1 protein-coding gene is annotated in these 671 nt (G+C 36.4%); it reads left to right on the top strand.

Translation table 11 applies throughout. The features are described from left to right. A partial coding sequence (locus E1176_RS00355) for an acyltransferase (protein ID WP_425482538.1) occupies positions 1-671 on the top strand: 671 nt, incomplete at both ends.

The raw sequence follows: 671 nt of genomic DNA, 5'->3' as shown, positions 1-671 counted from the left end.
TGTTGGGTAACTACAATGTTATAGGAAAAAATGTGACCATCACCAACCAAAGTAAAGTAGGCAACAAAGTTGTTATTGGGGACTGCAATATTTTTCATGATAACACTAGAATTATTGTAGGCGAAGAGGATGTAAATATTGGCGACTGGAATGTTTTTCATAACAATATTTTAATGATTGGGATAAGGTCCATGAAAATTGGTCATAACTGTTGGTTTGGACAAAATACTGTAATTGATTCATCAGGGGCCCTAAAAATTGGAAATGGGGTTAGGGTTGGAATGTACTCTCAAATTTGGACACATGTAGCAAGTGGAGAGTTAATTGAGGGATGCTCCTTATTCGGTTTTCGTGAAACCATAATTGAAGACGATGTATGGCTGGTGGGAAGTTGTATTGTAAGTAGTGGCATAAGAATAAGAAGAAAAACCATAGCCCTAGCTAACTCTAACCTCACCAAAGATACAGAAGAAGAATCAGTATATGCTGGGTCTCCAGCCAAAAAAAAGGAGAATCTAAACTTCTACAAGAAAGTTACATTGGAGGATAAAATGCAAATGATTGTCCAATGGGCGGAAACTTTTACGAAAATTCACACAAACTGTACTTTAAAAGTAGATGAGTCAACAATCACTTTAAAATCCAATACTCGTAATGAGGAGGTTGTGATC

The organism is Fulvivirga aurantia (genome assembly GCF_009711475.1).
GTDB classification, from domain to species: Bacteria; Bacteroidota; Bacteroidia; order Cytophagales; family Cyclobacteriaceae; genus Fulvivirga; species Fulvivirga aurantia.
Note: the sequence above shows the minus strand (reverse complement) of the source record. Positions and strands in the feature narration are given on the sequence as shown.